Consider the following 26396-nt stretch of genomic DNA (forward strand, 5'->3'; position numbering starts at 1 on the left):
GTCCGGTTGTGTCGATGGGTTGCCCGGCTGCTCCCTGAGCTACGCAACGGTTGTTTGCCTTGGTCGGATGCGGGCGGCGGCCGGGCGGTTTGTTGCTATGATACGGGAGTTCCGATATACAAGGTCGTATTGAATCCATGAAGGGGACTGCGCCCGTGATTGTATGCCTGTCGGCGGGAAGAATAAAGGTCGTCTGAAAAACTCTGTAACGGGTTTTTCAGACGACCTTGGATAGGTTTTGGGTTTCAACTACCGCGTGCGTGCGTACCGCACACACCCTACATCCGATGCCCAGTTTTGCGTGCTATTAAGGTAGGGTGTGTGCCTCAAGGCACGCACGCGGTTTCGGTTGGGTAGATCAGATTTTCGGAACCGACGGCTTTTTAAGAAGATAATATTTGAACCTTAATAATTAATCTAACAACTGGATCTCATCAATATATCTCTGATTAGCATTGTGCTGTGGCTTTAATGAAAATAAATAATTTTCAAACCACTTATGCTTAGAAAAGGCAGATTCATTACCAAGCAAATAATCTTTATTATCTTCATACATTGTTTTCGATAAACTATAGACTTCATCCCAATCATTATAAGCTAGAATATTTAAAAAATAGCTATTATTATACTTGGCAACAATATTACCCTTAATATTATTAGGAGGTAATGACCCAGAATTCCCTGAATACATATCGATGATATTTTTATCAATCATAATCCTAGGATAGATTGCTTTCATACTTTCCAATTCATATGCTGCTGCCAGAGCATGGCTATAGGTTACATTATTATTTCTAAAATGTTTCCCATAAGATACGCCACCTCGAATAAAAATTTTCCTTCTTAAGAATGCTAAATATATTTCAGTCAAAGTAATTAGAAAGTCTTTAAATTTATTATGGTCTGTACAGCTCATAATAATAGTGTCTGATATTGCTTGCATACCATAAACTTCAGTATTAATATCGCGACAACTTGATAAAGCTTGTGTTAAATCATCCTTAAATTCGTGCGTCCCATTTTTTTGATCTTTCTCTAAACGAGAACGATAGGCTAGTACATCTATTAATGCAATGTAAGCAAAATCACTCATCTGATTGCCTCAGCTAGTTTTTCCATTTGTTCCTTATAATCATTCATACGATTTACCCAAGGTTCCCATACAGAACCATAATACATTTGACCATCACTTGAAGCTTCTTTTGTATGCTCTTGTCGGATATCAAAAATTGCATGACCAAATAGTTGAGCAATAGGAGCTAAGACGGCTACATCTTTTATTGATGCTGTAAAAGGATTTTCTGGATCAAAAGAAGATTTAATAGAAAGTCCTGTTCTTTGAGAAGGATCTGTAGATATCAAATATTCTTTAATTGAATCTGCAATTTTATTTTGCCACTTAACATAAGATTCTTTAACCTTTGACCCCGAATGAACTTTAAAGTTTTGTAGAATCGTTCCTGCTAATACAGGATTACCTTCAAAAGTTTCAATACCAAAAGGCGTCAAGTGTTCAGAAATTTTCTGGTGCATAATAATCCATTCACTAATTACATTACCAAGTATCTTAACAGCTTGATAACAAAATCTATCTGGAATCAACGGAATCAAAATCTCATGAGAACTTAATATAACTGTTCGGGTAATGGCTCCTGTGCTAGGACCAACATCACATAAAATATAATCAAATTCATGCATTTCCCCAAGCGATTCCAATAGCCTATTAAATGCTATATATGTGTTTTTCTCATGAATGTTTTCAGTTATTGCCTGATTCCAGGCAGTACCCAAATAAGTTTCAGCACGCGAAAACTCTAAATCTCCCTTGAAAAGATAAAGGTTTTTATACTTTTCATGCTCAGATAATTGAATTCCTTCAGGATCTATTCGTGCCGTATCCCCTCTAAATCGAGGTAATAAAGCTTGATAAATTGACGTGCCTGGCAATTCCTTTTCTGGATCATCGATAATATTACTACAAGAAAAAAATAGCTCGGTAATATTACATTGAGGATCGCAATCAACTATTAATATTTTTTTACCTAAAATGGAACTTAAATAGACGGCTAAATTAAAAGTTGTAGTTGTTTTAGATACACCACCTTTATTATTATATAGAGATATGATTTTTACCATAATATTTGATATCCTTTCCATCATGATAGTTATTACATTATACTATAATTAATATTATATTTGCACTAATCTAGACATATTTCTCTCAATGCGCTTCTTCCCAATTCATTCCCACACCGACCTCCGCCACCAACGGCACTTTCAACATCCCTTCGTCCACTTTTGCCATAATCTGCGGCAGTTTTTCTTTCACCAAATCCAGTTCGGCTTCGGGTACTTCCAGCACCAGTTCGTCATGCACCTGCATAATCAGTTTGCTCTTCAGGTCGTCTGAAACCAGCCAGCGGGACACGTCTATCATGGCGCGTTTGATGAGGTCGGAGGCGGTGCCCTGCATGGGGGCGTTGATGGCGGCGCGTTCGGCTCCGGCGCGGGCGTTGGCGTTTTTGTTGTGGATGTCGGGCAGGTAGAGGCGGCGGCCGAACAGGGTTTCGACGAATCCTTGGGCGGCGGCTTGTTCTTTGGTGCGTTGCATGTATTCGGCGACGCCGGGGTAGCGGGCGAAGTAGCGGTCGATGAAGGTTTTGGCGGACAGGTTGTCTATGCCCAGCGATTTGGCGAGGCCGTATTGCCCCATGCCGTAAATCAGGCCGAAGTTGATGGTTTTGGCGTAGCGGCGTTGTTCGGACGAGACGTTTTCGGGAGCGATGCCGAATACTTCGGCGGCGGTGCGGCGGTGTACGTCTTCGCCGTTTTGGAACGCTGCGATGAGGGTTTTATCGCCGGAGAGGTGCGCCATGATGCGCAGCTCGATTTGGGAATAGTCGGCGGAAACGATGACGCTGCCTTGCGGTGCGGTGAAGGCGCGGCGCACGCGTCGACCTTCGGCGGTGATGGCGGGGATGTTTTGCAGGTTGGGGTTGTTGCTGGCGAGGCGGCCGGTGATGGCGACGGCTTGGGCGTAGGTGGTATGTACGCGGCCGTCTTTGGGGGAAATCATTTCGGGCAGTTTGTCGGTGTAGGTGGATTTGAGTTTCGCCAGGCTGCGGTTTTGCAGGATGATTTTGGGCAGGGGGTAGTCGGGCGCGAGCTGTTCGAGCACGGCTTCGTTGGTGGAAATGCCGCCTTTGGCGGTTTTTTTCAGGCCTTTGGTGGGAATGCCCATTTTGTCGAACAGGATTTCTTGCAGCTGTTTGGGCGAGTTGAGGTTGAAAGGCTGGCCTGCGGCGGCGTAGGCTTCTTGTTCGAGCTTCATCAGCTCGGCGCCGAGTTCCGCGCTTTGGCGGGCGAGTTCGGCGCGGTCGATTTGCACGCCGTTGCGTTCCATTTCAAACAATACTTGCGCGACGGGCAGCTCCATTTTTTCATACATTTCAAGCTGTTTGGCGTCCATTTGCGCGCGCAGGTGCGCTTCGAGGCGCAGGGCGAAATCTGCGTCTTGGGCGGCGTATTCGGTCGCCTGCTCAATGGCGACGTCGGCAAAACCGATTTGCTTCGCGCCTTTGCCACACAGCGATTCGTAGGTAATGGTTTCCAAGCCGAGCCAGCGTTCGGACAATTCGTCCAAGCCGTGTCCGAGATGGCTCTCGATGATGTAGGAAGCGAGCATAGCGTCGCCGGCAATGCCGTTTAGGGCGATCTCGTAGTTGGCGAAAACGTGTTGATCATATTTGAGGTTTTGCCCGATTTTTTTCAGGGCGGGGTTTTCCAAATGCGGTTTCAGACGACCTAATACGTCCTGCAAATCAAGCTGTTCGGGCGCGGCGGTCAGGCTGTGGCCTACGGGGATGTAAACCGCTTCGCCTGCTTGGAATGCGATGCTGATGCCGACCAGCGCGGCGTTCATCGCGTCTAGGGAGGTGGTTTCCGTATCGATGCCGATTGTGTCTGCCTGCGACAGTTTGTCCAACAAGGCGGCAAACTGCGCTTCGGTGGTAACGGCTTGATAATCCAGCTTTTCAGGCGCGGGGGCATGTTCTATGATTTTTTCAGACGACGTTTCCATATCCAATGCCGCCTGTTCGCCTATCGCATCGCTGCCGAACAAATCGCCGTCCGCCGCTTCGTGCATACGGCTTTCCGCTTCTTTCAGCCAAGTGCGGAAGCCCCAACGTTTGAAATCGACCGCAAGCTGTGACCATTTCGGCGAAGTGCGGCGCAGGCTTTCGAGGCCGTCTGAAAGCTCCGAATGCAAGTCCACATCGGTTTTAATCGTCACCAAATCATACGACAGCGGCAGTTGGGGCAGCGCGGCTTGCAGGTTTTCGCCGACCTTGCCCTTGATTTCCGCAGCGTGCTCCATCACGCCAGCCAGCGAGCCGTAGGCTTCCAGCCACTTCACCGCCGTTTTCGGGCCGCACTTCTCCACGCCCGGCACATTGTCCACCTTGTCGCCCATCAGCGCGAGATAATCGCGGATTTGGTCGGGGCGCACACCGAATTTTCCCTTCACGCCTTCAATGTCCAGCGTTTCGCCGCTCATCGTGTTCACCAGCGTCACGCGCTCGTTTACCAACTGCGCCATGTCCTTATCGCCGGTGGACACCACCACATTCCAACCCGCTTCGCCTGCCATCGCCGCCAGCGTACCGATAACGTCGTCCGCTTCCACTTGCGGAATCACCAGCACCGGCCAGCCCATCAGCCGCACCAAATCCGGCAAGGCTTCCGCCTGCGGGCGCAAATCGTCCGGCATCGGCGGACGCGTCGCCTTGTAGTCGGGAAACATCTCGTGGCGGAAATTCTTACCCTTCGCATCAAACACCACCGCGCAATAGTCATGCACATAATCCGCACGCAAGCGGCGCAACATGTTCAACACGCCGTAAAGCGCACCCGTCGGCGCACCGTCAGGCGCGGACAACTGCGCCATCGCGTGATAAGCGCGGTAGAGATAAGAAGAGCCGTCAACGAGGAGGAGAGTGGGTTTGGACATGGTGAACCTGCTTGAAATAAGTGAAAAATAGATGGACGGATTATAAAGGAAAAGCTCGGTTCTCCCCATGTATCCGCAAATGTGTTTCAGCGCGTTTTAGGGTTTACAAAAATAAACCATTTCAAATATTGCACCTTGTCATCTCATCTTGTATATTTGCATACAAATGAATACAAACCAAATCAAACGAATATGAATGCAACAAACCGTATCCCCGTAAGTGTGCGAATTACTCAGGAAGACGCTGATTTTATTGCTGAATTAAAAATTGAAGGCGCGAATACGCCGTCTGAAAAAATCCGCGAGCTGCTCAAGCAGGCGCGTTTGGCGCATACGCAGACGCGCGATTACGGTTCCGCGCTGACGGCGCAGGAGCAGTTTTTCCAAGCGGCGAAACATGACGTGCTGCACGCGGAAAAGCAGGCGGGGGCGCATTCGCATATCGTGGCGCGCTTGTTTGAACAGCTGCCCGACTTGGGCGCGACGCTCGCCGCCGACCTGCCCGAAGAAGCCGACCTCGACAGTTTGAAAAAATACGAACGCGAACTGATGTGGCGCATCGTCCGCCTCACCGATAGCATCTTGCAGCTCGCCGTAACCGGCAAAGGCGCGGCATACGACGATACCGTGCTGCAACAGCTTGAAAACACTTTAAAACTGGCGAAGATTGTGCAACAGGCGGGCGAGGTTTGAGGCGTGAAGGAAAGACTGACTGAAAAATGAAAATCCACCATTGGCTTCTGACCTGTATGTCCATCTATCCCTCTTTGGCTGCGAGCGCAGACGGCGGCGTACAACCTGTTACCGAGCAGCAAGTCCTGCGGCTGACCGAAATTTATGTGACGCAGCATTACGGTAAACAAACCGCTCAAGCGCAAAAGCCGTATCGGGTGAGAAAAGACGGGAAACATTGGATTATCAGCGGCAAACCACCTAAAGCGCTGGGCGGTAATTTCCGCGCCGTTATCGGAGCAAACGGTCAGCTGGAAGAAATCACGCATAGCAAGTAGTGCAAGGTTTGAGGTCGTCTGAAATCCCCTTCACTTTCATTCCTAAACATTCATGTCGGACATCAAAGACAGAGGCAAACAGATGGAAAAATGGATAGCAGAAGCATATGAACTATTTGCACCTTACAACGTGCGCTTCCCGCTGAATATCTGCACTTGCAATAGCTGCTCTCCCGAAGATTTCCAACAGGCGTTATTGGAATATCCGTTGCGCGAGATTCCTACCGATATGTTGCAGGCGTATTTGGGCAGCGTGCCTTTAGACAACGGCGCTGCGACGGCTTTAGACATGAAACATTTTCTGCCGCGTATTTTGCAGGCTTTGGTCAACGACGAAGATGTCCGATCGCTTGATGAAACGTTGCTCGATAAGTTGTGTTGCGATTTTCCCGAATGCTGGACAAAAGAAGAAATCGATTGGTTAAAACGTTTCGCCGCCGCTTGGTTTGACTCGCAACTGACCGCGCCACGCTATGAAGGCTGCTTGGTCGTTTGGCTGAATATGTTTCAATTCGCCGGATTGGATGTTGTTGACGAACTGCTGGCAGTGTGGACGGAACAGGCGGATAAAACGGCAGCTTTACGCGAATTTGTCGACTTGTACTTAGAGGTTCCGTATGGAAGCGACGAGCCGGATTGGTACAAAGTCTGCTATCTGCCCGAGCATTGTCCGAATAGAACGCAATTCGCCGCCCGATTGTCGGCTTGGTTTACCTACCCGGATACCCGCGCCACATTCAGACGAGCTTTAGAACAAGCCCTGCTGGAAGGCAAAGAAGACGAAAACGAAACATTGTCATGGGAGCAATGTTACGACTGGTTGGCACAATCGAATGCCGGCTAAACACAATATTTCTCATGATTTTATAAAGAAAGGAAAATCCAAATGAGCGAAACCCTATCCCGCAGAGTGGGCCGTCTGGTGAGCGGCGGTTTTCATGCCCTGATTGATGCGGCGGAGAACCTTGCGCCTGAGGCGGTTATGAACGAGAGCATCCGCGAAATCGAGCGGGCGGTGGACGAAGTGCGTGCCGAATTGGGCAAAGTGTTAGCGCAGAAACACCTTGCCGCCAAGAAAATGGCGGACGAGAGCAACCGCCACGAAGCCATCGATGCCAACCTGCAAGCCGCCGTAGCGGAGGGGCGCGACGATCTTGCCGAGGCGGGCATCGCCGAACAAATGGACATCGAAGCGCGTCTGCCTGTTTTGGAAAACACCATCGCCGACTGCGCTGCGCAGGAAAAAGAACTTGAAGGCTTTATCGCCGCCTTGCAGGCGAAAAAACGCGAGATGCAGCAGCAGTTACAAGACTGGCGCACCGCGCAGCAAAGCACGGGCGCAGGCAAAGCGGCAGGCGGCAGCGACCTCAACCGCATCGCCCGTAATGCCGAAAAAAGCGGCAACGCCTTCGACCGCGTGATGGGTCGTCAAAACGCGGTACACAGCAGCACCGATGCGGCGCAGTTGGCAAAATTGAAGGAATTGGAAGACTTGAGCCGCAACAACCGTATTGCCGAACGGTTGGCGGCGTTGAAGGCGGGGAAATAAGTTTTCAGACGACCTCCTTTGTCGGAAAGGTCGTCTGAAAAGAAAAACGCCGCGCGGAGCTTGTCCTTGCGGCGTGTGGCGGAACAGATTAATCGAATTAATAGTCGATGCGTTCGCTGATAATCCGTAAATCCGGCCATGAGAAAACGATGTCGTATTCGCGTCCGTTTTTGAAGGCTTCGGCTTTCAATACGGGGCGGCCGCGGCGGCCATCGGCTTCGATTTCGTGAACTTGGTAGCCGCGTCGTTCGAGAATCCGCATCACTTGTGCGCGTTTTTGCTCGAAAGACGGATCGCTGTAAATTTGGTGTTCGATGTAGTCGTCATCGTAATACTTGCCGTCGCGGTAACGGTAGTCGTCATTACGGTCGTAATCGCGCTCATAGCGGTCGTCGTAACGATCATCATAGCGGTCATCGTAACGGTCATAACGCTGCTCGTAGCGGTCGGTACGATAGTCGTCATCGTAATAGTCGTAAGGATAAGGGGCGGCACAAGCGGTCAGTGCGATACTGCCTAAGAGTAATACCGGTAAAAGTTTTTTCATGTCGTATCCTTTCGGGACGTGGGTAAGTAAAGAATATTCGGAAGCGGATTATAAATCGACGCGTTCTACGAGAATGTTCAAATCGGGATAAGACATCACGATTTTGTATTCCAAGCTGCCTTTGTAGGCCTCAAATTCCAAAACGGGTCTTGCCCAATAGAGGTCGGTGTCGGAATCGTGGACTTCGTAGCCTCTGTTATGCAGGATGGACAAAGCGCGGTCGTGGTGTTGCGCGAACGCGGGATCTGTCTCCATGCGGTATTGGGCGTAGTCTTCGTAAAGGTCGAAACCTTCTGCTGCAAGAAAAATGGCGCAAACAGCGGCGACAGGAAGCAGCAATTTTTTCAAAAGCGGTTTGGACGGCTTTGTATATTGCGACTGAGAATGTTTCATTTCGTTCCCTTTGCGTCTGTTGTCGGTATAGACATTTAAACACGCAGGACTTAGGGAAAAGTTAGGAGCGTTTTCAGACGACCTTTCTTTACGATACGCACAGGTCGTCTGAAAAATAGGGGAATTTGATGATTTTTGCCATTTTGATCGGCTTGCTAACCGCCGTCTTGCTTTACTTTGTGATGTTTAAGGATTGGGACGAATTTGTCGAATGCGTCGAATTCTATTGCACCCCCGACATTATCAGCGCGCTGCGGGGGCGGTATTGGGATGACGTATGGGCGGAGACCAAAATCCTGCTGTGGCTGGGCATCAGCGTGATGGCTGGCGTATCGGCCTATTTCTGGCTCAACTAAAGTCGGCGTTTCAAGGCGGATACCGTCTTTATTGCCGCAAACAGTAAATAATTGAAAGGAATGTCAAAATGAGCAAAAAACACACCTACCGTACCGCGACAACATGGACGGGCAATCTTGGCGAAGGCACATCATCCTACACCGCTTATTTGCGCAACTTTACCGTTTCCGCCGAGGGCAAGCCCGAGCTGCACGGTTCTGCCGACCCGGCCTTCCGCGGCGATGCGGACCGCTGGAACCCCGAAGAAATGCTGTTGGCCGCCGTTTCTGCCTGCCACAAACTATGGTACCTGCACCTGTGTGCCGACGCGGGTATCTGTGTTACCGCCTACACCGACCACGCCGAAGCGGTGATGGACGAAGGCGGGAATGGGAACGCGGGGCGTTTCGTCTCCGCCGTGTTGAAGCCGCGCGTTACCATCGCCGCAGGAAACGACCGCGCCAAGGCTTTGGAACTGCATCACGAAGCGCACCGCCTGTGTTTCATCGCCAACTCGGTCAACTTTCCGATTGAATGCCGCGCCGAAATTGAGAGCGGAGAGGTCGTCTGAAAACCCGATACCCCTTTGAAATGCAAGAATAAAAAGGAACACGATAATGTGGAATTTAATCAACGCCCCCGAAACAGAAATCTTCGGCATCGCCATCGCGCTGATGGTTTTGCTCGGCGTGTTGGAAGTCATCTCCATGCTGGCGGGCGGCATCAGCGACTGGCTGGACAACCTGCTGCCCGACAGTCTGACCGAAACCGCGCACGCCGAAGTCGGGCTGGACGCAGCGGACGCGGGCGTGTTCGTCAGGTTTCTGAGCTGGCTGTATGTCGGTCGCGTGCCGGTGTTGATGCTGATGGTGGTGTTCCTTGCCGTGTACGGACTGACGGGCTACCTGTTTCAGACGACCTTTGCCGCCGTGTTCGGCAGCTATCTGAACGGATGGCTGGCGGCAGTCGCCGTGTGGTTCCTTTCGCTGCCGCTGGTGCGCCTGACGGCGGGCGGACTGTACAAAATCATGCCCAAAGACGAAACCACCGCCGTTTCGCAGGAAAGCCTGATTGGACGCATCGGTACGGTGGTGCTGGGCGAGGCGCGGGCAGGCAGCGCGGCGCAGGTGCGGGTGAAGGATGTGTACGGACAGCAGCATTATGTGATGGCAGAACCGGATTCCGACGAAGTGTTGAAACAGGGCGACGCGGTGTTGCTGGTGTCGCTGGAGGGGAATACGTTTAAGGCAATTTTGAACCCGAGCGGGAGCTTGGTGGATTGAGGTCGTCTGAAAAGATATAGTGGATTAACTTTAAACCGGTACGGCGTTGCCTCGCCTTAGCTCAAAGAGAACGATTCTCTAAGGTGCTGAAGCACCAAGTGAATCGGTTCCGTACTATCTGTACTGTCTGCGGCTTCGTCGCCTTGTCCTGATTTAAATTTAATCCACTATAAACGTCGGTTTGCAATGAAGCATCATTTTTATCAGATTAGAAAAACAAAACGGGGATAGATATGGATCATTTGGCGCAGTCTGGGCGTGATATGCAATCCCGTATCGAAGCGTTGAAAAACAAGCTGCCGCGAGGGGTTATCGTTGTCGGCAACGGGCTGCTGTTTAAACATTCGTTATTCAGAGGTTTGTTGTTTCAACCCTTGGTTGCTTTCTTGTTCGGCCTCATCGGCGTGGGCGGCGTCTGGCTGAAGACGGTGAAATGGATGGATCCATCGTTTTCAAGCCACATGACTTGGCTGCTGGCTATTGTACTCACGCTATTGTGGTTGTGGCGCGTGGAACGTTGGTGGTCCGGGCTGACTACCCGGAAATCGATTTATATTGATCACGAAAAATTGATTATTTACGGTGCATTCGGACGCATCCGTTATCAAGGCAGGCATGACGGGGCTTACAGGAAGTTTGACCGTATACATATGAGTGACATCATCGGAGTCAGTCTGATTACCGAACGCAAAGGAACAACAGTCATCTTCGGGCTGCTGGGCTTAGGAAGACACAATATTTGTACAACAGCTTCCCAAAACGCATTGATTGAATTAACAGGTTGGCAGTGGTACTCAAGGTAAGATACCCAGCTATCAGACTGCGAAAAAAGAAACACCCAAGAATATTGATAAAATACAAAACAATAATCAGGAAAACAAATTTGTATGGATAACTCTCTTAACAACGAGCCAAGTTTGGAAAAATCCAACTCGGCAGCATTATGGCTGAAACGGACAGCGGCCTTAATATTGTGGCTTGCCGCGTTTCTGTCGGGTGTAACGGCTTTGTATGGTCTGACCAGAGCGGGCAGTGAACCTGCAAATCTGATACTCGTCGCCTTATTGTCGGCAGGGGCGTGGTACGGTATCTATTTCGGCGGACGACTGACAGGCTGGTTCAGGTCGTCTGAAAACCCGCAAATCCGCTACCCCGCCATTCATTAGGCAATATGGACGCTTGAAACATTTTTTGCCTTATTTTTTGCAAGCATCATTTTCGATAAACAAAACATAGGATTGGTGGTTTTTTGCCTGATTTTTAGCGGCTTGGCGGGCGTGTCTGCATATTTGCGCGGTAAACGGCTGATTGCCGATTACCGGCTACGGAAAAATACCGAAGTCCGCGCAACGGTAGGGCGGCTGATATGGAGCTTTATTTTTACACTGTTATGGTCGGCAACCATCTTGCTCTGCCTGTATGCGCTTCTGCGCCAAATGGCATTGCCTGAAGGAATTGAGCCTGCTACTTTCTGCTTTATCTTCATCCTAACCGTACTGTCGGGATGTGCTGCATATTACTGCTGGAATGGGTTGGCAAAATTGTTCCAAAAATATGCACAACAACAGAAAACGTGGTAGGTCAGATATCCGTCTCCGACGTAATTTGACATGATACCTATTTAGATAACCAAGTCCGTAGCGTGGACTTCGCCCACGAGGCAAACAGCTCGGATGATCGTTTGATTCGAACGGCAGTAGGTTTTGCGGGCAAAGCCCACGCTATGGTTTGCAAAAAACAGAAATGGTGCGCAATTATCGCCCACCGCAGATTTTTAATCTTTTCAGACGACCCCAAACCCTAAAAAAACTGTCTGAACCCACGCCCCTCAAGGGTATATCGACAACAAGAAAGGAAAACCCATGAACTTAGTTTCTATCGGCATCATCGCCGGCGTCATACTCGTCGCGCTGTTCGTACTCGGCCTTATTCTCACCCGCCTGTACCGCCGCGCCAGCAAAGAAGTCTCCTTCGTCCGTACCGGCTTCGGCGGCGAAAAAGTCATCATGAACGGCGGCGCGATGGTGCTGCCCGTGCTGCACGAAATCATCCCCGTCAACATGAACACATTGCGCCTCGAAGTGCGCCGCGCGGCGCAGCAGGCGTTGATTACCCGCGACCGGATGCGCGTTGACGTGATGGCGGAATTTTACGTCCGCGTCAAACCCAGCGCCGAGAGCATCGCCACCGCCGCGCAAACGCTAGGTATGAAAACCATGTCGCCCGACGAATTGAAAGACCTCGTCGAAGGTAAATTCGTCGACGCCCTGCGCGCCGTTGCCGCCGAAATGGCGATGGAAGAGCTGCACGAGAAACGTGTTGATTTCGTTCAAAAAGTGCAACAAGTCGTCAGCGAAGACTTGTTTAAAAACGGCCTCGAACTCGAAACCGTCTCCCTGACCGGCCTCGACCAGACCAGCTTTGAATTTTTCAACCCGCAAAACGCCTTTGACGCGGAAGGTCTGACCAAACTGACCGAAACCATCGAAGGCCGCCGCAAAAAACGCAACGAAATCGAACAAGACACCGATTTGGCGATTAAAACCAAAAACCTCGAAGCCGAGCAGCAACGCCTGAAAATCTCGCGCGAAGAAGAATACGCCAAACTCGAACAAGAACGCGAAATCGCCGTGCGCCGCGCCGAACAGGAAGCCAGCATCGCCGAGCAGGAAGCGCAGAAAAAACGCGAGGCGGAAGAAGCTAAAATCGCCGCCGAGCGCGAAGTGGATTTGAAACGAATCGCCGCCGAACGCGATATTAAAAACGAAGACATCCGCAAAGCCCAAGCCGTCGAGCAGGCGGAGGTTGAGCGCCGCAAAGCCATCGAGTTGGCAGAACAAGACCGCGCCATCGCCGTTGCCGAGAAATCGCGTGCCGAATCCGAAGCCAAAGCCGAGGCCGACAAAGCCCGCGCCGCCGCCGTTCGTGAAGAAGAGAGCGTGATTACCGTACGCGAAACCGAACGCGCCGAACGTGCCAAAGCGGTCGAACTGATTGCTGCCGAAGAAGCCGCACAAAAAGATGCGATTTCGCTCACCGTCGCCGCCGAAGCCGAGAAACAGGCCGCGCAAGACCGCGCCGAAGCCGTGCGCATCGCCGCCGAAGCCGAAGCCGAGAAACAACGCCTGCAAGCCAAAGGTGAAGCCGATGCCAAAGTCCTGCTGGCACAAGCGCAAGAGCAGCAATACAAAGTCGATGCCGAAGGTACCCGCGCCGTTAACGAAGCCGCCAACGTCCTGAGCGTCGAGCAAGTCGAAATGCAAGTGCGCCTCGCCCTCTTGAAACACCTGCCCGACATCATCCGCGAATCCGTGCGCCCGATGGAAAACATCGACGACATCAAGATTCTGCAAGTCAACGGCTTGGGCGGATTCAGCGGCGCTGCCAACGGCTCCGAAGGCGTGTCGGAAGGTCAAACCACACAAGCCAGCCTCGCCGACCAAATGGTCAATAGCGCCCTGCGCTACCGCAGCCAAGCCCCGCTGGTTGACGGCCTCTTGAAAGAATTGGGCCTGAACGGCGGCGACATCAACGGTCTGACGCAGGGACTGGATAAAGGCATCGGCAAAGAATAAGCCGCGCCGTTAAGAAAGTCTAAAAAGCAAAGGTCGTCTGAAACCTCGAAACAGGGGTTGAACTGGCCCCCAAATCTTGGACACTCATAAAAGCCTATTCAGGCGCTCTGTGCAAGCTGGGTTCTGTATGCGACAGGACTCAGCTTTTTCAATTTCAAACTGCAACGCTCCCGGTTGTAGTAATCCATATAGTCATCTATCTGTTTCATCAATTCGTCCACCGTCAATTCACCTGCGTTATAGAAACACTCTGTCTTCAACACCGCAAAGAAGCTTTCCATCGGTGCATTGTCCCAACAATTCGCCTTTCGCGACATGCTTTGAACCATGGAATGTTGGGCAAGCAATTCCCTATATCCCGACGTACGGTACAGCACACCTTGGTCCGAATGAAGCATCGTTCCTTTAGCAGTCAGACGGGGTGCGGCTTTTTCGAGCATTTCCTTCACCATTTCGCTGTTAGCATTGCGGCTCATGGCGTAGGCGACGATTTCTCGGTTGAACAAGTCCAAGATTGGCGAGAGGTACAGTTTGCCGTCCTTTCCTTTGAGTTCGGTCACGTCGGTCAGCCATTTTTCGTTGGGCTTTCGGGCTGTGAACCGGCGTTTGAGGAGGTGTTCCGATATCTCGCCCATGGCGGGATGGCGGTAGGCTTTTTTCGCCCGTATGAGGGCTTTCAGTCCTAGCTGCCTCATCAGCCGCGCTGCTTTTTTGCGGTTCCAACCCAATGCTGCGGCAATGCGCCTTTGCCGGTAGCGTCCTTTATGTCGCCGGTAGGTTTCGACAAGGAGGGCTTTGTCGGCTGCATCGGGGTCGGGTCGGTCTTGGTGGTGGTAGTAAAAGCTGCTTTTGGGCAGGTTTGCGATATGCAGCAGGTATTTGAGCGGGTGTTGCGCCCTCAGTGCTTGGACGGTTTGGCTTTGTCCTTTTCGGTCTGCTTTTGGCTGAGGGCTTTTAACTCCTTTAGGTAGGCGACCTCTGCGCGCATATAGCACAACTCTTCGATAAGCTCCGCCTGTGTTTTTTCGTGGTCGGGTTTGTCGGCGATGAAGGGGTTTTTGCGGTGTTGGGGCATGGTTTTGGATTGGGGATGTTCGAGTGCGCCGATGCCGCCTTCTTGATAGGCGCGTATCCATCGTCGCAGGTGGGTTCGGGAGATGCCGTAATGATCTGCGGTACGCTGTTGGCTGCGTATATGCAGGTAGTGGAGTACGGCTTGGTATTTAAAGTGTAATGTATATTTGCTCATAAAAAAACTGCACCTTGGTGGTTGGAGGGTATGTGTCCAACTTTTGGGGTGCAGTTCAGGTTTCAGACGACCTTTTGTCATGGAAGGAACAAATCTGCCATCAGCCAAACCTGTTCCATCGCATCAAACGCGACAAACAGGTGCAGCGTATTCGTCAGGCGTTCGGCTTACAGAAAACAAGTTGGAAGCCGAAGAAAAAACAAACGAAATGGGCGGAATGAGTGATACAGCTTGCCGAACATAAACAGCGTTTGCCCGCTTAGAGAAAGCCCAAGTCGCACCCGACACCCTCTTCCGAACCCAGCCGAACCAAGTAAACTGAGTCTGCGGCAAGCCGGCACGGAAGCAGCAGTTTGCCCTCGACGAACAAACGGTTTAAAAGCATAAAAACACAAAGGTCGTCTGAAAACCTGTTTTCAGACGACCTTTTATCTTTTCCAACAAACTCGGTTTAGCCCCTGCGCAATACGGCGTTGTTGACGTATTTTTGGATGCCGGTGGCGATGGCGTCGGCGCATTGGCGGCGGAAGGAATCGCTGCCAAGCAGCCGCTCTTCGGTCGGGTTGGACAGGAAGGCGGTTTCGACGAGGATGGACGGGATGTCGGGCGCACGCAGGACGGCGAAGTTGGCTTCGTCAACACGGCCTTTGTGGAGTTGGTTGAGTTTGCCCAATTCGGTCAGGACGGAATGTCCCAGTTTGCGGCTGTCGCGCATGGTGGCGGTTTGGGTCATGTCGAGAATGGCATTATCGACGCTGCGGTTGCCGCTTTTGGCAACGCCGCCGATGGCGTCGGCGTTGTTTTGGGTTTGGGCGAGGAATTTGGCGGCGGAGCTGGTCGCACCTTTGGTGTTGAGCATATACACGCCGGTACCGCGCGCAGACGGGCTGGTGAAGGCGTCGGCATGGATGGAGACGAACACGTCGGCATTACGGGCGCGGGCTTTGGCGACGCGCACGCCCAATGGGATGAAGATGTCTTCGTTGCGGGTCATGTAAACGGTGTAGCCTATGCTTTCAAGGCGGTTTTTGGCTTCGCGGGCGATGGAGAGGACGACGTTTTTTTCTTTCAAACCGCTAGGACCGATGGCACCGGGATCTTCACCGCCATGACCGGGGTCTATCATAATGACGGGGCGGCGTCCGCCGCGGTTGGAGCGCACAGGCGTGTCTTGGGCAATGTTTGTGCGCTCGGCAGGACGTTGCGTTTGCATGCGTTTCGGCGGATTGCCGTTGAGCAGCGCCATCATCGGGTCGTTGGCATCGACACCGTGCGGGTAAAGGTCGATCACGAGGCGGTTTTTAAAGCCGCCGACCGGAGCAAGCGAGAAGACTTGCGGATGGGCGTTTTGCTTGAGGTCGATCACGACGCGTACGGTCGTCGGGGTGTTTTGTCCGGCGCGGATGCTGCGGATGTAGGGGTCGTCGGGCAGGACTTTGCCGGAAATGCCTTGCAGGACGCTGTTGATGTTGGCGTTTTGGATGTCGACGACGAGCCTGCCGGGGTTTTCCAGGGCGAAATGCTGATATTGCAGCGCGCGCGAGCTTTCGATGGTAATACGGGTATAGGCGTGCGAAGGCCAAATACGGGCGGCGACGAATTGGGCTGGCGGCGCGGCTTTGGCGAGGGCGGAGGCAATCGGCGTGAGGGTGAACAACAGTCCGGCAGTTTGGCGGACGACTTGTCTTCGTGTCAGTTTGAATTTAACCATGCTTCTAAACTTTTTTGTCCGTTGGCGGTGTGTGCGGTAGCGGTGCAGGTTCTGCCCTGCTCGGCGTGATTCAGGGATACGGTGATGTCTGCGGGCGGAGTGAACGCGCCGCCCTGTTGCGGCCATTCGATGATGCAGACGCTGTCAGGGGAGAACAGGTCGTCCAGACCCGCATCTTCCCATTCTTCGGGCGAGGCAAAGCGGTAAAGGTCGAAATGATGGAGCGTGAACGCTTCCAGCGGATAGGATTCGACGATGGCGTAGGTCGGGCTTTTGACCGCGCCGGTGTGTCCGAGTCCGCGCAGGATGCCGCGCGTGAACGTGGTTTTTCCTGCGCCCAAATCGCCTTGCAGATGGATGACCAATGGCGCGCGCAGCGATTTTGCCCAACTCCCGCCCAGCTTGAGTGTGGACTCTTCGTCGGGAAGCCGGCGGGAAAGGGTTGCGCCGTCGCTCATGAAATCAGCCTTATCGTGTTCTAAAGACCTTAATTATGCTGTATTTACGGGCATTTGCAAACATAAGGGAGGATAAAGTTAGATAAAGATGTTCAATCGGCATCTTTGCCGTTTGCCGTCCAAACGCTTCAGGGGTCGTCTGAAAACGCCGTTTCCACACAACCCAAACCCTTTCAGACGACCTCCGTCCCTGTTAAGCCTTGCGCCGAACGTGTACAATCCGCCCCATCATACCTAATCCGTACAAACCGCATCATGACTATCAGCAAACAACGCCCCATCGGCGTTTTCGATTCCGGCGTCGGCGGCCTGACCAACGTCCGCGCCCTGATGGAACGCCTGCCGATGGAAAACATCATCTACTTCGGCGACACCGCCCGCGTTCCCTACGGCACCAAATCCCGCGCCACCATCGAAACCTTCGCCATGCAGATTGTCGATTTCCTGCTGGAAAACGATGTCAAGGCGCTCGTCATCGCGTGCAACACCATCGCAGCCGTTGCCGGACAGAAAATTCGCCAAAAAGCAGGCAATATGCCCGTATTGGACGTGATTTCCGCCGGTGCGCAGGCCGCCCTGAACACCACGCGCAACAACAAAATCGGTATCATCGCCACCAACACCACCGTCAACAGCAACGCCTACGCCCGCGCCATCCACGCCCAAAATCCCGACACGCTCGTGCGTACGCAGGCGACGCCGCTGCTCGTGCCGCTGGTGGAAGAAGGCTGGCTCGACCACGAAGTGACCCGCCTGACCGTGCGCGAATATCTCAAGCCGCTCTTGGTGGACGACATCGACACGCTCGTCCTCGGCTGCACCCACTTCCCGCTGCTCAAGCCCCTGATCGGCAAAGAAGCGCAAAACGTTGCCCTGGTCGACTCCGCCATCACCACCGCCGAAGCGACCGCCCAAGCGCTCGCCCAAGCAGGGTTGCTCAACACGGAAAACGACAGCCCCGACTACCGCTTCTACGTCAGCGACATCCCCCTGCGCTTCCGCACCATAGGCGAACGCTTCCTCGGACGCAGTATGGAACAAATCGAAATGGTCTCGCTGGGGTAAGGCGTATCCCGCATGCCAAAACGAGAGGTCGTCTGAAAACCCGAAACACGGGTTTTCAGACGACCTTTGTTCTGTTTCCTGTCCGGGATTAGAAACTGTAATTCACCCGCGCCGTATAAGTACGCGGCGCGCCGGGCATGGCGTCGGAACGCCAGTATTTTTGATTGAACAGATTGCCGACGGCGAAAGTGAGGTTCAGATTTTTGCGGTTCCAGCCGAGCATGGCATCGGTACGGACGAAGCCGGGAAGCGTGGTGGTTACCTTTTGGCTCGAATTGTAGCCGTAGCGTTTGCCCGTACCGGTTACGCCGATTTCGCTGTAGAGGTTTTCAGTCGGCGTGTAACGGAAAAACAGGTTGCCGGTAACGTTGCTGGTGTTATCCAAATGAATGGATGCCCACGCGGTTGGGATTTTCCTTGTCTTCAACCACTTTCGCCTGCATTACGCCCAACGATCCGCGCAGGTAGAGTTTTTTGGGGATGATTTGTCCGATGGCGGACAACTCCACGCCGCGCGAACGGTGTTTGCCGCCGACTGCCCAAGTGTAGGGATCATTTTGCGCGTCGGGGCGGTAGCGGATATTGAAGCGTTCGATTTGGTAAACCGACAGGGTGGTGTCCAAACGATTGTCCAGCCAACTGCTTTTGACGCCGGTTTCGTATTGGCGGGTGTACTCGGGGTCGGCGTTGAACACGGCGGCAGACGAAGTGTCGATACTCAAATAGCCGCCGCGTCCGCCATAAGGCGCGAAGCCTTTGTTATACGAGGCGTAGAGCGTGTGGGCGGGCGTGACGTTCCACACTGCGCCGATATTGGGGCTGAACGAATGGCCGCTGTATTGGCGGCTGCTGCCGGTGAGTTTGTTTTCGGAATTAAAGGTGTATTTGTCGTAACGGCCGCCGAGGACGAATTTCAAATCGGGCGTAGCGGAGAAGATGTTTTGCACGAAGATGCCGTAGGAGTCGGCTTTGTGGCGGTTTTGGGTGAGGACGGGTTGCAGCCTGCCCGAAGCCGGCCAGCTTGCGCGGTCATAGGGGTTGATGGAGGCGGAAAAGGCGCGGCTGAAACCCAATGTCGGGTTGCGGCGTTCGCGGCTGTAATCCAGGCCTACGGTCAGATGGTTTTCAAAACGGCCGATGGTGTAGTCGCCGTTGAGTGTGAAATTGGACGACAGGGTTTTGTTGTCGGTCTGCTGCCAGGCGTAGTTGCGTTTGATGCGGCTGCCGTTTTCGCTGCCTGCATAGAAATGGTCGAAATCCTGCGCCGCCGTGCGGTGGGCGAGCTGCCATTGGGCGCGCCATTTGTCGTTGAAGGCGTATTCGAGGTCGGAACGCCAAACTTGTAGCTTGTCTTTGACAAAATCGTTCCGGTGGGCGAACCCCATGCGGTAAGGCAGTCCGAAGCGGTCATACACGGACTTGGTCGGGCTGCGGTCGGGCGTGCGCTCCACATTGTCGTAGGTATATTGCCCCGTCCATTTCAAGCCGTTGTCGAGTTTGACGGTAATGCTGGGCGAAACCATGACGTTTTTGCTGTCTATGCCGCTGCGGAACGAATTGGCGCGCCCGACTTCGCCGGTGAGGCGGATGGCGACGTTTTTGTTCAGCACTTCGTTGATGTCCATATTCAGGCTGCGGTTTGCCCACGAGCCGTAAACCGCACCGATGTTGCGGCTTTGTTTGAAGTTGGCGTATTTGCTGACCATGTTGATGACGCCGCCGCCGTTAGTGCGGCCGTAAAGCACGGAAGACGGGCCTTTCAGGATTTCCACGCGCTCGATGTTGGCAGTGCTGCGGCGCACCTGGCCGCTTTCGCGCACGCCGTCGCGGTAAATATCGGATGCGTCGGCTTGAAAACCGCGCAGGAAAATGCTTTCGCCGCGCATATCGTAGGCAGCGTCGATGCCGGCGTTGCCTTCGAGGATGGAACTCAAATCGTTTGTACCGTAATTTTTGTTTTTTTGGATGTTGAGCGTATCGACGGTTTGCGGCGTTTCTTTGATGAGCTGGCCGTTGCGGGTAACGGCGGCTTCGTCGTAGTTGATGTAGCCTTTGAGTACGCTGGTGTCGGACTGTCCGACCACGGTAACGGTGGGCAGTGTGGCGGTGTAATGTTCGCTATCGGCGGCATACAGCGGGAAGGCGGAGGCAATCAGGGCGGGAAGCAGGGAAAGGCGGGCAGAATATTGCATGTTCAACTCGGAAGGTGAAGGGATGCGGCATTATAGGAAATATTTTTGCTTAATCGAAATAATTGATAATAATTATCTTTATTTATGATAAATCGTGTTTATATTTTGCAACGAAGCAGCCATAAACCGAAAGGTCGTCTGAAAAGCCCTGTTTCGGGTTTTCAGACGACCTTTGCAATATTCAGGCTCAACGTTCGGAAGGCTCAAACCTTCTTCAAAACCACCATATGCCGTTCTGCATCCAAGCCTGGGACGTGGAGGGCTTCGACGCGTTCGACGGCGACGGTGTCGGGGAGTTTGGCGATTTCTTCTTCGGGGTACACGCCTTTCATGGCGACCCAGCGGCCACCTTCTTTCAGCAGGTGTGCCGTCCAGTTGACGAAGTCGGCGAGTTCGGCGAAGGCGCGGCTGGTGATGATGTCGGCTTGGAAGTCTTGAACGGCTTCGACGCGGCCGCTGACGACGCGGACGTTGGCGAGTCCGAGTTCGATGACGGCTTGTTGCAGGAAGGCGGTTTTTTTGGTGTTGGCGTCCAGAAGGGTGATGTTGAGGTCGGGACGGCAGATGGCGGCGGGAATGCCGGGCTGTCCGCCGCCGGAGCCGACATCCAGCATGGTGTGCGCGCCTTGGAGGTAGGGGAGCAGGGTCAGGCTGTCGAGCAGGTGGTGGCTGACCATTTGCGCTTCGTCGCGCAGGGCGGTGAGGTTGTAGGTCTTATTCCACTTTTTGAGCAGGTCGGTATAGGCGAGCAGCAGGGTTTGCTGTTCTGCGGATAGGTCCAAACCTAATGCCTGTATGCCTGATTGGAGTTGCTGTGTCGGGGTCATGGTGTTTGTCCGTGTTGTGTCGGGCGTTATGGTAGCGGAAAAAAAGGTCGTCTGAAATATTGTATTTTCAGACGACCTTTTTTCTTATTCCAAAGATTTTTTGGTCAGTAGACTACCACTAAAGTATGCAAATCCGAGTGCATGTATGTTGTCGAATATTGCTGCAAGTATTAGTTTAAATTTACTCATATTGTTACCCTCCTTCCTAGATACTGGAGCTACTAATAAGTAATTTACGATGGATTTTATTACGATTAATACCGAGAAAACTAAGATTTGCACTTTTATAGGAGTCGAACCTATCCCACCAACCTCAAATATATCTATTGACCAAAAAAACCTTAAAATTACAGCCGCTAAACGCCGAAATTATAGCAGAATCACTTGGTTAATGCAAATTTTCTAATTTTTATTGCATAAGAAGCGCAGCAAGCCGTAAGGTGGGCTTTGCCATAATTATGAGTGCGAAGACCATGGAGGATATCGGATTGTTGAGTAACAGATTGCGTGGGCAAAGCCCACGCTACGGTTTCAGACGACCTTCTTTGCGTTTTCCAGCATCAGGACAAATTGTGCCAATTCTTGCGGCAGTGGGGCTTTTAAGATGAGTTTTTCGTCTGTCAGCGGGTGATCGAGGTGCAGCTCGGCGGCGTGCAGGAACATTCGTTTCAAACCGAGTTTCTGGAGGCGTTTGTTGGCTTGGTAGTCGCCGTAGCGTTCGTCGCCGGCGATGGGGCATTGCTGGGATTGGAGGTGGACGCGGATTTGGTGGGTGCGGCCGGTTTTCAGGGTGGCTTGCACGAGGGTGAGGTGTGAGAGGCCGACTTGGTGCAGGAGGTCGTCTGAAAAGCGGTTGAGCACGCGGAAGATGGTGTGCGCGGATTGTCCGTCTTCGCTGACACGCACCATTTTTTCGCCTTGTGCGCCGGTGTATTTGAACAGGGGCAGTTTGACGTGGAAGCTGTCGTTCGGCAGTTTGCCTACGCCTAGCGCGAGGTAGATTTTTTTGGGGTGGTCGTTGCGGATGGCTTCGTGCAGTTTGACGAGCGCGCTGCGTTTTTTGGCGATCATCAGGAGGCCGCTGGTGTCTTTGTCGAGGCGGTGGACGAGTTCGAGATAGCGGGCTTCGGGTCGGGCGCGGCGGATTTGTTCGATGACGCCGAAGCTCACGCCGCTGCCGCCGTGGACGGCAATGCCTGCGGGTTTGTCGATGACGAGCAATGCGTCGTCTTCGTAGATGATGGTAAATTCGCGTGCGGGTACGGCTTGGGCGCGGTTTTCAGACGACCTTTGTTTTTCGGCGGTGCGCACGGGCGGGATGCGGAGCAGGTCGCCGGTTTGGATGCGGCTGTCGGGTTTGCAGCGTTTTTTGTTCAGGCGCACTTCGCCGGCGCGGATAATGCGGTGGATATGGCTTTTGGGTACGCCTTTGAGGATTTTTATCAGATAGTTGTCAAGGCGTTGTCCGGCTTCGTGTTCGGCGACGGTAATCAGGCTGACTGAATCTTTGCTTATTGCGTGCGTTTTCATCTATAATCCCGAACATCCGTTTCGGCAGAAACCTGTACAAACAGGCCGTATGGGACGGATGGTATTGTTAAAACGAGATTTTATATTAAAAACGCACTCTGCAAAGCATTTTCCCTGCGTTTATGCCCAAGCCCGTAAACGCAGGAGCGTGATTAAGTTTGATTTGATTTTGCCGATTTGACCGGGCATAAGACGAGGGGCGGGTGTTTGACAAACCTGCCGCGCCGCACCGTTCGAAACTTCCGGCATAACGATAATAAGAAGATGTCGGCTACCTGTTTTTCAAGCCGGGCCTGTACCGTCCGGACTTCGGCGGCGGACGGAGTGTTCCGCCGCATTGTTCTTTATTGCCTTCTTTATCCGTATCCTTCCGCACACGGCCGCATTGTTTTGGGCGGCGTGCAACCTTGCGGACTTCAATTCAAAAACTGATTGCTCATCCGGGTTTCTGCATCCCGCGCCGAAAAGGGGCGCGGGCTATGCCTAATCCCGCCCGCCTCGCAGAGTGTCTGACAAAGAGCAGGCAGGTCGTCTGAAAAGGCTGCCCGCCTGTGCGAGGTAATGATTATGAAAAGAATGTTGTTCAATGCAACGCAGGCCGAAGAGCTGCGCGTTGCCATTGTCGATGGGCAAAACCTTTTGGATTTGGACATCGAAACGCTGGGTAAAGAGCAGCGCAAAGGTAATATTTATAAGGGTATCATCACCCGCATCGAGCCGTCGCTGGAAGCGTGTTTCGTAGATTACGGAACCGACCGCCACGGCTTTTTGCCGTTTAAGGAAGTATCGCGTTCGTATTTCCAAGATTACGAAGGCGGCAGGGCGCGCATTCAAGACGTGCTCAAAGAAGGCATGGAAGTCATCGTCCAAGTCGAAAAAGACGAACGCGGCAACAAAGGCGCGGCGCTGACCACCTTCATCAGCTTGGCCGGACGCTATCTGGTATTGATGCCCAACAACCCGCGCGGCGGCGGCGTATCCCGCCGTATCGAAGGCGAAGAGCGTCAAGAACTCAAAGCCGCTATGGCGGAACTCGACATTCCGAACGGCATGAGCATCATCGCCCGCACCGCCGGCATCGGCCGCAGCGCGGAAGAGTTGGAATGGGATTTGAACTACCTCAAACAGCTTTGGCAGGCCATCGAAGAAGCCGGCAAGGCGCACCACGAACCCTACCTCCTCTTCATGGAAAGCTCGCTGCTCATCCGCGCCATCCGCGACTATTTCCGTCCCGACATCGGCGAAATTCTGGTGGACAATCAAGAGGTTTATGACCAAGTTGCCGAGTTTATGAGCTACGTCATGCCGAGCAACGTAGGTCGTCTGAAACTCTATGAAGACCACACGCCGCTGTTCTCCCGCTTCCAAATCGAACACCAAATCGAAAGCGCGTTTGCCCGCAGCGTCAGCCTGCCTTCCGGCGGCGCGATTGTGATCGACCACACCGAAGCCCTCGTTTCCATCGACGTCAACTCCGCCCGTGCGACACGCGGCGCGGACATCGAAGACACCGCCTTCAAAACCAATATGGAAGCCGCCGAAGAAGTCGCCCGCCAAATGCGCCTGCGCGACTTGGGCGGTTTGGTCGTCATCGACTTCATCGACATGGAAAACCCCAAGCACCAGCGCGATGTTGAAAACGTCCTGCGCGACGCGCTCAAAAAAGACCGCGCCCGCGTGCAAATGGGCAAACTTTCCCGCTTCGGCCTCTTGGAATTGAGCCGCCAACGCCTGAAACCCGCCTTGGGCGAAAGCAGCCACGTCGCCTGCCCGCGCTGCGCCGGTACCGGCGTCATCCGCGGCATCGAATCGACCGCCCTGCACGTTTTGCGCATCATTCAAGAAGAAGCGATGAAAGACAACACCGGCGAAGTGCACGCCCAAGTGCCCGTCGATGTCGCCACCTTCCTGCTGAACGAAAAACGCGCCGAGCTGTTTGCGATGGAAGAGCGTTTGGACGTCAACGTCGTCCTGATTCCGAATATCCACTTGGAAAACCCGCACTACGAAATCAACCGCATCCGCATCGACGACGTAGAAGAAGACGGCGAGCCGAGCTACAAACGCGTTGCCGAGCCGGAAGAAGACGAATCCGCCAAACCTTTCGGCAGCGAAAGAGCCAAAGCCGCCCGTCCCGAACCCGCCGTCAAAGGTGTGCGCCATACCCAACCTGCCCCGACCGTATCCGAGCAGAAAAGCGGTTCATGGTGGGATACCTTTAAAGCATGGCTCAAACGCATTTTCGGCGGCAATACCGCAGTCGAAACCGCGCCTGTTGCCGAAGTGGCGGAAAAACGCACTTCAAACGGCAACAACCGCAACGGCAATTCCGGCAACCGCCGCGCAAACAACCGCCGCCAAAACCCGCGCCGCAACAATAGGCACGACGGCAGCAAGGTAGAAGTGCGCGAAGTGGCGGACTTCAAAGACAAAGCAGCGGACAATCAGGCGGCGGAAAACGAAACCCGCAACGCCAAAGACAACCGCCGCAGCCGCAACCGCCAAAACGAGCGCAACGCCGCCGCGGAAGCCGAAAACCTCGAAGTCCAAGCACTTGCCGCCGCAACGTCGTCTGAAAACGAATCCCGTTCGGGCGAACAGGCGCAAGGCAGCAAACGCCGCCGCAACAACAACCGCAACGAACGCAACCGCGAACAAGCGGAAATCCGTGCGGAAGAAACCTTGTCCGAAGCAGTGGACAACGCAGCGGAAGAGGGCGTGCAAACCGCCGATAACGATGCACCGAAAGGCAACGAACGCCGCCAACGCGAACGCAACAACCAACGCGACCGCCGCGAACGCAACAATCAGCGCGACCGCCGTCAAAACGGTAAAAAACGCAATATTCCGTCTGCCGCCAAAATCGAGCAGTACCTGAATATTCACGATACCGCCGACAAAGTCCGCTTCGCCGCCGCGCACGTCATGGGCGAGCCCGTCGAAGAAGAACCGTTTGCCGTAACCATCCCCGCTCCCGAGGATAGTGCCGAGCCTTTGGTTGTCGTCGTTTCCGAACCCGTTGCGGCCACTGAAGAAGCCTTCGTGTTCTCCATCGAAGGCGAAGAAGCGGACAGCGGCATCCTGATCGAAGACAGCACCGACGACGAATGCAGCATCATCGACTCCGCCATCGGCAGCGTTGAAGAAACCCCGACCTCCGTGTTCGCCATCGAAACCGAAGACGGCTACCAACCGATGACCGCCGTCCCTGCCGAAGGTGAAGCCGAAGCCGTCGTTGAAATGGAGGAAGAACTGGTCGTTTGGAAAGCCGAACGCGAAGCCGCCGCCGCCATCGAAGCCCTTGCCGCAGCAGCAGCGGCCGCCGCCGCCGCCCAAGCAGCAGAATCCGAACCGCAAACCGCGCCGGAAGCAGGCCAAGCGGAAGAAACTGCTCCCGCCGTTGCCGCTATGCCCGACTTAGGCGGTTTGGTGTTCGTCGAAACCAATCCTGAAGCCGTCGCCGCTTTTGCCGAGCAGGTTCAGCCCGAACCCGAATCCGGCCTGCGCCGCGCAGACGTGCCGAAAGTCGAAGCCGAACCCGTTGCCGCCACCGAAATGGTCTTGGTGGAAACGCGCAAAGACTAAAGGCTGAAAGAAGAGGACATCGTTTTAAGATGCCCGAATCGATAAAAAGGTCGTCTGAAACCGTAAATCCGGTTT

Annotated in this window: 25 protein-coding genes and 1 pseudogene; 14 read left to right on the plus strand and 12 right to left on the minus strand. The window is 53.3% G+C overall.

Annotated elements, in window-relative coordinates; all coding sequences use genetic code 11:
* Positions 1 to 412: 412 nt before the first annotated feature.
* The 3 genes from AAG834_RS08810 to polA form a co-directional block, all read right to left on the minus strand.
* Positions 413 to 1093: a hypothetical protein gene (locus tag AAG834_RS08810; RefSeq protein WP_342031899.1), complete on the minus strand. Its 681-nt coding sequence runs from the start codon at positions 1091 to 1093 to the stop codon at positions 413 to 415.
* The gene (locus AAG834_RS08815; RefSeq protein WP_342031900.1) at positions 1090 to 2136 is read right to left on the minus strand and encodes a ParA family protein; all 1047 of its coding nucleotides are present in this window, start codon (positions 2134 to 2136) and stop codon (positions 1090 to 1092) included. The genes AAG834_RS08810 and AAG834_RS08815 overlap by 4 nt, the downstream gene beginning before the upstream one ends.
* Positions 2137 to 2221: 85 nt before the next feature.
* Positions 2222 to 5011, minus strand: a complete 2790-nt coding sequence (gene polA / locus AAG834_RS08820) for a DNA polymerase I (protein ID WP_342031901.1) — start codon at positions 5009 to 5011, stop codon at positions 2222 to 2224.
* Positions 5012 to 5203: 192 nt separating this feature from the next.
* On the opposite strand from polA, the gene AAG834_RS08825 reads away from it, so the two are divergent.
* Genes AAG834_RS08825 through AAG834_RS08840 form a run of 4 tightly spaced genes read left to right on the plus strand, consistent with a single transcriptional unit; the run spans position 5204 to position 7570 of the window.
* Positions 5204 to 5704, plus strand: coding sequence for a hypothetical protein (locus AAG834_RS08825; RefSeq protein WP_009312451.1), 501 nt, complete (start codon positions 5204 to 5206; stop codon positions 5702 to 5704).
* Positions 5705 to 5730: 26 nt separating this feature from the next.
* Positions 5731 to 6021, plus strand: coding sequence for an NTF2 fold immunity protein (locus tag AAG834_RS08830; protein ID WP_342031902.1), 291 nt, complete (start codon positions 5731 to 5733; stop codon positions 6019 to 6021).
* Between the two features lie 52 nt (positions 6022 to 6073).
* Positions 6074 to 6865, plus strand: coding sequence for a hypothetical protein (locus AAG834_RS08835; protein ID WP_342031903.1), 792 nt, complete (start codon positions 6074 to 6076; stop codon positions 6863 to 6865).
* 42 nt (positions 6866 to 6907) lie between these two features.
* Positions 6908 to 7570 (plus strand): PspA/IM30 family protein, encoded by a 663-nt coding sequence (locus AAG834_RS08840; protein ID WP_342031904.1) that lies wholly within the window; start codon positions 6908 to 6910, stop codon positions 7568 to 7570.
* Positions 7571 to 7667: 97 nt separating this feature from the next.
* Here the strand turns inward: AAG834_RS08840 and AAG834_RS08845 are convergent, their stop codons facing one another.
* Both AAG834_RS08845 and AAG834_RS08850 read right to left on the minus strand, forming a co-directional pair.
* Positions 7668 to 8117: a PepSY domain-containing protein gene (locus AAG834_RS08845; protein WP_342031905.1), complete on the minus strand. Its 450-nt coding sequence runs from the start codon at positions 8115 to 8117 to the stop codon at positions 7668 to 7670.
* Positions 8118 to 8165: 48 nt separating this feature from the next.
* Positions 8166 to 8510, minus strand: coding sequence for a hypothetical protein (locus AAG834_RS08850; protein ID WP_003767095.1), 345 nt, complete (start codon positions 8508 to 8510; stop codon positions 8166 to 8168).
* A gap of 128 nt (positions 8511 to 8638) precedes the next feature.
* Between AAG834_RS08850 and AAG834_RS08855 the strand changes: the two genes are divergently transcribed.
* From AAG834_RS08855 to AAG834_RS08885, 7 genes are all read left to right on the plus strand, one after another.
* Positions 8639 to 8866 (plus strand): hypothetical protein, encoded by a 228-nt coding sequence (locus AAG834_RS08855; protein ID WP_070512934.1) that lies wholly within the window; start codon positions 8639 to 8641, stop codon positions 8864 to 8866.
* Positions 8867 to 8934: 68 nt separating this feature from the next.
* The gene (locus tag AAG834_RS08860; RefSeq protein ID WP_342031906.1) at positions 8935 to 9417 is read left to right on the plus strand and encodes an OsmC family protein; all 483 of its coding nucleotides are present in this window, start codon (positions 8935 to 8937) and stop codon (positions 9415 to 9417) included.
* A 46-nt stretch (positions 9418 to 9463) separates the two neighbouring features.
* Positions 9464 to 10129 carry a YqiJ family protein gene (locus tag AAG834_RS08865; protein ID WP_003767067.1) on the plus strand — a complete coding sequence of 222 codons (666 nt, stop codon included), beginning with the start codon at positions 9464 to 9466 and terminating at the stop codon, positions 10127 to 10129.
* A gap of 233 nt (positions 10130 to 10362) precedes the next feature.
* Positions 10363 to 10932 carry a hypothetical protein gene (locus AAG834_RS08870; protein WP_342031907.1) on the plus strand — a complete coding sequence of 190 codons (570 nt, stop codon included), beginning with the start codon at positions 10363 to 10365 and terminating at the stop codon, positions 10930 to 10932.
* Positions 10933 to 11016: 84 nt separating this feature from the next.
* On the plus strand, positions 11017 to 11295 hold the full coding sequence (locus AAG834_RS08875) for a hypothetical protein (protein WP_342031908.1): 279 nt from the start codon (positions 11017 to 11019) through the stop codon (positions 11293 to 11295).
* A gap of 72 nt (positions 11296 to 11367) precedes the next feature.
* Positions 11368 to 11709 carry a hypothetical protein gene (locus AAG834_RS08880; RefSeq protein ID WP_342031909.1) on the plus strand — a complete coding sequence of 114 codons (342 nt, stop codon included), beginning with the start codon at positions 11368 to 11370 and terminating at the stop codon, positions 11707 to 11709.
* A 282-nt stretch (positions 11710 to 11991) separates the two neighbouring features.
* Entirely contained in the window at positions 11992 to 13704 is a 1713-nt protein-coding gene (locus AAG834_RS08885; protein WP_003759828.1) for a flotillin family protein, read from the plus strand.
* Positions 13705 to 13802: 98 nt separating this feature from the next.
* On the opposite strand, the gene AAG834_RS08890 is transcribed toward AAG834_RS08885, so the two are convergent.
* Positions 13803 to 14699, minus strand: a complete 897-nt coding sequence (locus AAG834_RS08890) for an IS3 family transposase (RefSeq protein ID WP_342031910.1) — start codon at positions 14697 to 14699, stop codon at positions 13803 to 13805.
* Positions 14603 to 14953: a helix-turn-helix domain-containing protein gene (locus AAG834_RS08895; protein ID WP_342031911.1), complete on the minus strand. Its 351-nt coding sequence runs from the start codon at positions 14951 to 14953 to the stop codon at positions 14603 to 14605. The genes AAG834_RS08890 and AAG834_RS08895 overlap by 97 nt, the downstream gene beginning before the upstream one ends.
* Positions 14954 to 14985: 32 nt before the next feature.
* On the opposite strand from AAG834_RS08895, the gene AAG834_RS08900 reads away from it, so the two are divergent.
* Positions 14986 to 15174 carry a hypothetical protein gene (locus AAG834_RS08900; RefSeq protein WP_342031912.1) on the plus strand — a complete coding sequence of 63 codons (189 nt, stop codon included), beginning with the start codon at positions 14986 to 14988 and terminating at the stop codon, positions 15172 to 15174.
* Between the two features lie 230 nt (positions 15175 to 15404).
* Here AAG834_RS08900 and AAG834_RS08905 read toward each other — a convergent pair whose 3' ends face one another.
* Both AAG834_RS08905 and tsaE read right to left on the minus strand, forming a co-directional pair.
* A complete protein-coding gene (locus AAG834_RS08905; protein ID WP_070870401.1) occupies positions 15405 to 16664 on the minus strand; it encodes an N-acetylmuramoyl-L-alanine amidase in 1260 nt (419 codons plus the stop codon).
* Positions 16646 to 17122 (minus strand): tRNA (adenosine(37)-N6)-threonylcarbamoyltransferase complex ATPase subunit type 1 TsaE, encoded by a 477-nt coding sequence (tsaE, locus tag AAG834_RS08910; protein ID WP_070870402.1) that lies wholly within the window; start codon positions 17120 to 17122, stop codon positions 16646 to 16648. Before tsaE ends, AAG834_RS08905 begins: the two co-directional genes overlap by 19 nt.
* Positions 17123 to 17377: 255 nt before the next feature.
* Here tsaE and murI point away from each other — a divergent pair, with 255 nt between their 5' ends.
* Positions 17378 to 18187 carry a glutamate racemase gene (gene murI / locus AAG834_RS08915; RefSeq protein ID WP_003779418.1) on the plus strand — a complete coding sequence of 270 codons (810 nt, stop codon included), beginning with the start codon at positions 17378 to 17380 and terminating at the stop codon, positions 18185 to 18187.
* A gap of 88 nt (positions 18188 to 18275) precedes the next feature.
* On the opposite strand, the pseudogene AAG834_RS08920 reads toward murI, so the two are convergent.
* From AAG834_RS08920 to AAG834_RS08930, 3 genes and pseudogenes are all read right to left on the minus strand, one after another.
* Positions 18276 to 20379, minus strand: a pseudogene (locus tag AAG834_RS08920) (TonB-dependent receptor).
* A gap of 203 nt (positions 20380 to 20582) precedes the next feature.
* Positions 20583 to 21206 (minus strand): 16S rRNA (guanine(527)-N(7))-methyltransferase RsmG, encoded by a 624-nt coding sequence (gene rsmG, locus AAG834_RS08925; protein ID WP_342031913.1) that lies wholly within the window; start codon positions 21204 to 21206, stop codon positions 20583 to 20585.
* Positions 21207 to 21737: 531 nt separating this feature from the next.
* Entirely contained in the window at positions 21738 to 22736 is a 999-nt protein-coding gene (locus AAG834_RS08930; RefSeq protein WP_342031914.1) for an RluA family pseudouridine synthase, read from the minus strand.
* A 567-nt stretch (positions 22737 to 23303) separates the two neighbouring features.
* Here AAG834_RS08930 and AAG834_RS08935 point away from each other — a divergent pair.
* A complete protein-coding gene (locus AAG834_RS08935) occupies positions 23304 to 26321 on the plus strand; it encodes an Rne/Rng family ribonuclease (RefSeq protein WP_342031915.1) in 3018 nt (1005 codons plus the stop codon).
* Positions 26322 to 26396: the final 75 nt, after the last annotated feature.

The organism is Neisseria sp. Marseille-Q2251 (assembly GCF_940793045.1).
In the GTDB taxonomy this organism is placed as follows: Bacteria; Pseudomonadota; Gammaproteobacteria; order Burkholderiales; family Neisseriaceae; genus Neisseria.